This is a genomic window from Armatimonas sp. (assembly GCF_031410135.1).
GTDB lineage: Bacteria > Armatimonadota > Armatimonadia > Armatimonadales > Armatimonadaceae > Armatimonas.
The window spans coordinates 1-7,244 of sequence record NZ_JANNYP010000678.1 but is presented as its reverse complement, the minus strand read 5'-3'; the positions used below and the strand labels follow the sequence as shown (position 1 = coordinate 7,244).

The 7,244-nt window shown below is 61.3% G+C and carries 5 protein-coding genes; 1 reads left to right on the top strand and 4 read right to left on the bottom strand.

The window, feature by feature from the left end; all coding sequences use genetic code 11:
* Positions 1-676 (bottom strand): phosphoglycerate kinase (pgk, locus tag RMO15_RS24770; RefSeq protein ID WP_309718931.1); only part of this gene is annotated, 676 nt, incomplete at its 3' end.
* A 58-nt stretch (positions 677-734) separates the two neighbouring features.
* On the opposite strand from pgk, the gene RMO15_RS24765 reads away from it, so the two are divergent.
* The gene (locus RMO15_RS24765) at positions 735-2,168 is read left to right on the top strand and encodes a hypothetical protein (RefSeq protein WP_309718928.1); all 1,434 of its coding nucleotides are present in this window, start codon (positions 735-737) and stop codon (positions 2,166-2,168) included.
* Between the two features lie 3 nt (positions 2,169-2,171).
* Here RMO15_RS24765 and RMO15_RS24760 read toward each other — a convergent pair whose 3' ends face one another.
* The 3 genes from RMO15_RS24760 to RMO15_RS24750 form a co-directional block, all read right to left on the bottom strand.
* Positions 2,172-3,641 carry a formylglycine-generating enzyme family protein gene (locus RMO15_RS24760; protein ID WP_309718925.1) on the bottom strand — a complete coding sequence of 490 codons (1,470 nt, stop codon included), beginning with the start codon at positions 3,639-3,641 and terminating at the stop codon, positions 2,172-2,174.
* 118 nt (positions 3,642-3,759) lie between these two features.
* Complete coding sequence (locus RMO15_RS24755; RefSeq protein ID WP_309718922.1) at positions 3,760-4,848, bottom strand: C45 family peptidase; 1,089 nt, start codon at positions 4,846-4,848, stop codon at positions 3,760-3,762.
* A gap of 138 nt (positions 4,849-4,986) precedes the next feature.
* The coding region (locus RMO15_RS24750) for a bifunctional (p)ppGpp synthetase/guanosine-3',5'-bis(diphosphate) 3'-pyrophosphohydrolase (protein WP_309718919.1) at positions 4,987-7,244 on the bottom strand (2,258 nt) is incomplete at its 5' end.

Genomic DNA, 7,244 nt, shown 5'->3' with positions numbered 1-7,244 from the left:
CGCCGCCGATAATCAGGCTGTCGACTTGGGGAAGCAGGTTCTCGATCACCGGAATCTTATCCGCGACTTTCTTGCCGCCCAGGATGGCAACAAACGGACGGGCGGGATTGATTACCGCGCCCCCGAGATAGTCCAGCTCTTTTTGCATCAGCAGACCACTCACACACGGCTTGCCTTGGCTTTTGCAGACCGTCGCCACGCCTTCGGTTGAGGCATGCGCTCGGTGGGCGGCCCCAAAGGCATCGTTGACATAGACATCAGCGAGGTCGGCCAGCTTGGCACTGAGCGCCGGGTCGTTGCCCTCTTCGGCATCCGTGAAGCGCGTGTTCTCTAGGAGCGCAATGGTTCCTGCTGCAGGCGCCACTGCTGCGATTCCCAGCGGGTCGCTCTCGGATGCCGTCGCGAGATTTACCGTCACGCCGGTAAGCTGTGCCAGGCGTTCTGCCACGGGTTTCAGGCTGTACTTGTCGCTGATCTTGCCCTTAGGTCGCCCCAGATGGCTCATCACGGTTAGTGCCGCGCCTGCCTCTAGGAGCGCCTTGAGGGTCGGAAGCGCCGCCTCAATCCGCCGGTCGTCGGTAATGGCCCCGGAGTCGTCCTGAGGCACATTAAAGTCCACGCGAACCAGCACCCGCTTGCCCACCACATCCACATCTGAAATCGTCTTCTTGTTCATAGCGGCATTATTGTACCGCTACGGGAACGCCAGATTATGAAGGATCGTAAAGAACGTCATGCTTGATCTGCGCCGCTTCTGGCTATTGGTAACGCTGAGTGCGAAACTCACTCTCCGTGGCTACCTCAGTAGCAAGCCTGCCTTGCTAGGGGCGATCATGCTGTTGCTGGTGGGAATGCCCCCCCTGATTCGGTTTGCCTCAAACCTGCACCACTATCCGCTAGAACTGTTCTTGCTTGGGCTCTTTGTGGTACTTGTCCTGACGCCTCTCACCCTCACCAGTATCTTGCCCGGCTCTGGTGATCCTGTACGGCTTCTGCACTACCCGGTAATGCCAAGGACGTTAGCGGCGGCCCTGGCAGCGGGTGCGTTTCTTGATCCCGTAAGCCTGCTCCTGCTCTCCCCGATTTTGGTTGCCCTGCCTCGCCACTTTGGTCTGCGGATGCTGGTTCCTCTCATGCTACTGACTCTGACCGCGATACTTTTAGGCCAAGTTTTGCTCTTTCTGGGGGGAGCACTGGCACGGAGCCGCCGGGTGCGAGAGAGCTTTTCTTTCGTGATGCCCTTTGTCGCCGCTGCTGTCTTGCTACTGGTCTCGCGTGCACCTGCCCGGGCCACCACTACCAATGCACCTGCCCAGCCCACTCTCAATCTCTCCCTCACGCCGCCGGGACTGGCGGCACAGCACAGTATCCCCGGCTGCCTGGGCCTGCTGGTCTGGAGTGGGGGAGCACTACTGCTCGCGGGAAAGCTGGCCGCCAATCGGGCGGGTGCAGAGACCGAGCAGGGAGGAGGCAGGGTTGGGGTCTCGCCACTGGTACGTCTTGCCCATGGCCCTATTTTGACCATTGCCGCCAAGGAGCTTTCGTATTTTCTGCGCGAGCCCAAGCTACGCGGGGCGCTCAGCCGCTCCAGCGCGGTGATGGTGGCCGTGGGCGTGCTGACTCTCTACCCGACCAATGCCCCACGGGTGCTCTGGGACTCGATTCTGGGGACAAGCGTCGTGTTTTATCTTCTCTTCTGGCTACTAGAGCGTGCTTGTAACCAGTGGGGCACGGAGTCCGCGGCGGGGCGGTTGCTCTGGAGCTTTCCGGGGGAGCGCCAGCGCTGGATTCTGGGTAAGAACCTAGCGCTCTTTCCGCTCCTTCTCGCCTGTGTTGCCTTCACGCTCACGGAGTATGCTCTCATCGCCCACCCCCCTGCATCGGCAATGCGCGGCTACTTGAGTACGGGAGCACTCTGGATTGTCGGACTCCTGGCGCTGGGGAACTTTGTGAGCATCTGGCTGCCGTTTCCGATGCTGGGAAAAGCCGTCTCCCAAAACCCCGGCCAGGACTTCACCACCGCGATTCTCTATATTTTCATCGCCGTCGCCGCCGCCTACCTCACCACCGAGAGCTGGCTCGCTCCCCTCGCCTGGACGATCTCTGTCCCCCTCGCAGGCCGCTGGCTCCGCCTCCGCGAGCCACGAGTTATCGAAGCTCTGGAGTAGCGCTCACTCTCGGACGATGCGGAAGCCGACATAGGGGCTCTTGAAGCTGGGGAGGTTGCCGCCGCGCTGGCTGACGCGCTGTTTGACAGGATCAAGGGCGAAGCAGCCACCGCGTAGGACGCGCTCGGTGGCGCTAGGGTCACGGGCCACGGGGTCCAGGAGCGAGCTGGTGGCGTAGAAACTCTTGCTATAGCTATCCTCGCACCACTCCCAGACATTGCCGCAGACATCAAAAAGCCCCCAGGCATTAGGCACTTTCTGCCCGACCTTATGGGTTTTCTGCCCGGAGTTGGCAAAGACCCAGGCAAGCTTGGGCAGGGTCTCCAGAGTTATCTCGCCCGTTTCATCCATTTTCGTGGCAGGGAACAGCCCCGTACTTCCAGCCCGCGCCGCGTACTCCCACTCCGCCTCGGTGGGCAGGCGAAATATCGCGCCACTGCGCTTGCTCAGCCACTGACAGTAGGCCCTGGCATCGTCCCAGCTTGTCGAGTCCACGGGAAGCTCGTCTCCCTTAAACGCCGAGGGGTTTGCGCGGAACTTTCGCCACTGTACTTGCGTGACTTCTGTCTCGGAGATAAAGAAGGGTTTGCTGATGCGAACCGTGCGGGCTGGCTGTTCCTCCAGCGCCAGCTTGCTCCAGAGCCCTGCTTTTTGCAAAACGCTCTTCTGTGGCTCGGCGAGGCCGCGCGTGAACATCCCAGCGGGAATCTTGATAAACCAGATGCCGCCAAAGCGTGCCCGACCGAAATCAGGGACTTTGGTAGGATCACTGTCTGCCGCATCCAGAGCTAGGCCGGGCGGCGGCGGGTTGGGTGTTCCCGCCGCCAAGTTCACGTTGCTAATCCAGAGCGTCGGGTTTTCGGTCGTGGTCTTGGCGATCGAGAAAAGCAGGAGGTTCTTCTCAGGGTCGGGGTTGCTGACGGTGAACTGCACCGCGAAGGGTTTCTCCTCCGTGGTCAGCCGGAAGCTCTCCTCCAGCCCGATATTGCGCACCGTGCCTTGGCTGTCGGCGGTTGTGGTGGCAGTGAGAGGAAGCACATACGGCTGGCTGGCGCGAGCAGTGAACCAGAGCGTGTAGGTCTCGCCATCTTTGAGGCCCTCCAGCCGGTGGCTCAGCCGCGCAATCGTTCCAGGGCGGCGGGCCAGATACTCCAGGCGCATGGTCTCGCCCTCGTAGGTCACCGACGGCCCATCGCCGACTTTCTTGGGACTCACTTCCCACCCTGAGCCCGTCCGATCCCGCAAGTCCGAGAGCAGACCGCGCTTAGGATAGGTTAAAACGGGTGGCTCGACAAACCCGGCGAGACTGTAGTTGTTCTTAGCGTAGTAGAGGCCCCGCGCGTTGTTCTCCCCGCCCCCTTTTGCCGTCACGTGGCAGAAGATGCAGGGCTTCATCTCTTTCTTAGCGTAGCCTGGCGTCGCGTGTGCAGGAAGGGCTAGAAGCCCTCCCAGAACCCACCCGGCCACTCGCACAGCTCGCGTCCACCCTCCCTCTACGAAGGAAGGTACTCCCCCGCCTAGCCGCCCTCTCTCCCTCTCCCCCTTCCCCCGTCGAGGGATGGGGGCCGGGGGGATGGGTTCTGGGATGGGTTCAGAGCGAAAACGTCTGGTAGTCGCTCTGGTCGGGGGGGCCGTCGGTGAGGTGCAGAATCTTTGCATCCAGATCCATAATCGCGCTGGTAACCGTGACATAGTGTTGCTCCGGGGGCTCTTCCTGATTCCGGTGGCGGCAGAGCCCAAAAGGTTCGTCGAGCGTGTCGCGAAGCGCGGTCTGAATCTTGTCTAGTGTGGTCGGCTTTGCAGCTAAGAGCAGCTCTGCCAGACGGGCTTCACGGCGGCGCGAGTAGATGCGGCGCGGGTTGGGTGGCTCGGTGAGGCCGAGCGCTTCCGGGTTGACAAAGTGGTTGGCGTGGGTCAGCACCCCGTCCACGGGCATCAGCATTCCTTCAGTGTCGGGTGCGGCTTCGACATCCAGCACGAAGCCGGGGGGCTGCGCGATCAGAAAGTTGGTCGAGCAGGCGCGGGGCTCGCTCGTAATCACGGAGACGGCGTCGTTGAAGTCTCGCTGGCGCAGGATCTCATAAAAACGGACGTGGGCGGGCTTGTTAAATCGCGTCCAGTCGTCGTCAGTGGTGGTGATCCCATTGATCGCCAGCCCGATTCCCGCAGAGTTGAAGCCCAGCTTCGCCCCCACAATCCCGGACTCGGTAAAGGCCAGGGTCTCTAGGCCATCCGGCTCATGCGTGTGCAAGACCGCGCCCTGCACCTCGGGAATCCAGTCCCAGTTCTGCCCGATGATCAAGTGCCCCTCGGTGGTCGCCTCGGGAAGCAGGGCAAAGAGCGTGCAGCCATCGGCCTGCGCCTCGCGCGCCATCGCCATCTTGCCAAACTGGTAGTAGAGAATCTCGTAGCGCACGTTTAGCGCGACAATATCGAGAAACTCGAACCCACCGCCCTCGGCCACGCCTTGCATATTGACAAAGTACGCCGGGCTCTGGCGCTCGATATGCGTGGCGTACTGCGCCGCAATCTCATGGACTTGCTTGCGCTCTAGTAGCGTCTCGCGCAAGAAACGATCAAAGTACACTGCGATATTGGCCGCGACGCGGTCTTTGAGCTGCGCACCGTGCTGGCGGCCTTGTTCCAGCGGCGTGCCCGTTAAAGTAACAAGAGGAAGCATTGTCGCTATTGTACCTTGTGCTGAAGTGTCCGGAACCACGAGGGTTCCGGCTTAAGAGGGCGACGGCTGCCTTCGCAGCCAAGTGGGTCTACTGCGTCCGAAGGGACGCGTCGCCCTCTTAAGCCCGGAGACTTGTTCTCAGGGGCTTATGTTCACGGTTCGCTCGACGGGCTTGGGGTCTTCCGCGCCGACTCCGAGGCGGTGGATGGCGAGAAGATCTTCGAGGAAGTGGAGCTTGCGCACGAGGACTTCGACGGACTCCGCCGACGGCGCTTCAAAGTCTAGTCTGAGAACGGCGATTCCTTTGGTACGATCCGAGCGGGTGTTGATGCCGAGGATAAAGACTTTGTTCTCGGAGAAGAAGTCGGTGACATCGCGCAGGAGGCCCGTGCGGTCGAGGGTCTCGATAATCACGCCGGTCTCGAAGCGCTCTGTCTCTAGCGGGTGCCAGTCAATCGGGCTGAGGCGCTCGGCTTCGTAGGCGGCGACATTGGGGCAGCCCTCCCGGTGGAGGATCATCCCTCGCCCACGGGAGACATAGCCCAGAACTTCGTCGCCGGGGAGCGGCAGGCAGCAGCGGCCACGGCTAATTGCGACCCCGTCCACGCCGCCGGGAGCCAGCGCGAGCTTCTCTTTGGCACGGGGCCGGGAGAAGTCTTCGCCCGCCTTTTTCTTCTCTTTTTCCAGCTCCGGGCGCAGGCGGTTGACCACCATCCCGAGCGCCACATCGCCAAAGCCCAGCGCCGCGAACAAATCCTCGACACTCTCTTTATTGAGAGTATTTGCGACCGGGAGCATCTTTTTGTTGTCTTTGAGGATCGTCGTGGAGAGCCCGAGACGCTCCAGCTCCTCCATAAGGCGCTCGCGGCCCTGGGTGACATTGTCGCTGTAGCGCAGCTTGCGGAAGTAGTTCTTGATCTTGCCGCGTGCATGGCCGGACTTGGCAAACATCAGCCAGTCCAGCGACGGCGTGGCCTGCGGGCGGGTGAGCACCTGGCAGATATCGCCGTTCTGGAGCTTGTAGGAGAGGTTCACGACGCGCCCGTTCACTTTTGCCTGCACCAGGTGATCCCCGACATCGGAGTGCACGCGGTAGGCAAAGTCAATCGGGGTTGCGCCTGCGGGAAGATCCAGCACATCGCCTTTGGGGGTGAAGACAAAGACCTGGTCGGTGAACAGATCGGCGCTAGCGCGGGAGAGGAACTCGCCGGGGTTGGCTTCGGCCTGCTGGGCATCGAAGAGCTGGGCGCGTAGAAACGCCATCTTGCGCTCAAAGACATCTTTCCCGGCCTTTGCACCTTCCCCCTGCTCTTTATAGGCCCAGTGCGCCGCGACCCCGAACTCCGCCGTTTTGTGCATCTCCCAGGTGCGGATCTGCACCTCAAGCGGCTCGCCACGCGGCCCATAGACTTTGGTGTGGAGACTTTGGTAGAGATTGGCCTTACGCTTGGCGATGTAGTCATCGAACTTGCCGGGGATGGGCAGATAGGTCTCGTGGACGACCCCCAGAGCGCCGTAGCACTCGGGCATGGTTGGGGTAATGACGCGCAGCGCGATGAGATCGTAGATATCGGTGAGCTCCAACTCCTGCTTGATCATCTTGTTGTAGATGCTCCAGAGGTGTTTGGGGCGGCCCTGAATGTCGGCCTTGAGCCCGGCGCGCTCGAAGCCATCGCGCAGCTTCTGGATCGCATCGCGGATATCGTCCTCGCGCTCCACACGGGTGCGGGCGATACGCTCGCTGAGGTCTTTGTACTCGGTGGGATAGAGGTACTTAAACGCAAGATCTTCCAGCTGCCACTTCACCTGCCAGATCCCGAGGCGGTGGGCGAGCGGCGCGAAGATCTGCATGGTTTCTTCTGCCACCCGCTGCTGGCGCTCGGGGCGCAGGCCTTGTAGGGTGCGCATGTTGTGCAACCGATCGGCGAGTTTGATGACCATCACCCGAAAGTCGCGCGCCGTGGCTAGCAGAATTTTCCTGAGGTTCTCCGACGACGAGTGGGTCTCCAGGCGCTTGCGGCGGCGCGGGTCCACTTTTCCGGTCTCAGCCTCTTTAGCGGCGGCTTCTTTGGCGGCAGCGGCCAGTTCAGGCGCGAGGCGCTCAAAGTCGGCGAGCTTGAGCTTGGTCACACCATCCACTAAAAGCGCGATCTCTTCGGAGAAATTTTCTTTGATCTCGTCGCGCGTGACCCCACAGTCCTCAACCACGTCATGGAGAAAGCCCGCCGAGATACTCGCCTCGTCCATCTCCAGCTCCGCGAGGATATCAGCAACAGCGACCGGATGAATAATATAGGGCTCGCCACTCTTGCGGAACTGCCCATCGTGCTTGGCGGTGGCGAAGTCATGGGCGCGGGTAAGCAACGCCACATCCGCGCCCGGGTTGTAGCGCAACA

What these genes read in the sequence shown, in the direction of transcription:
- RMO15_RS24755 (WP_309718922.1), bottom strand. Translation starts at nt 4,848, where the DNA reads ATGCTTCCTCTTGTTACTTTAACGGGCACGCCGCTGGAACAAGGCCGC.
- RMO15_RS24765 (WP_309718928.1), top strand. Translation starts at nt 735, where the DNA reads ATGCTTGATCTGCGCCGCTTCTGGCTATTGGTAACGCTGAGTGCGAAA.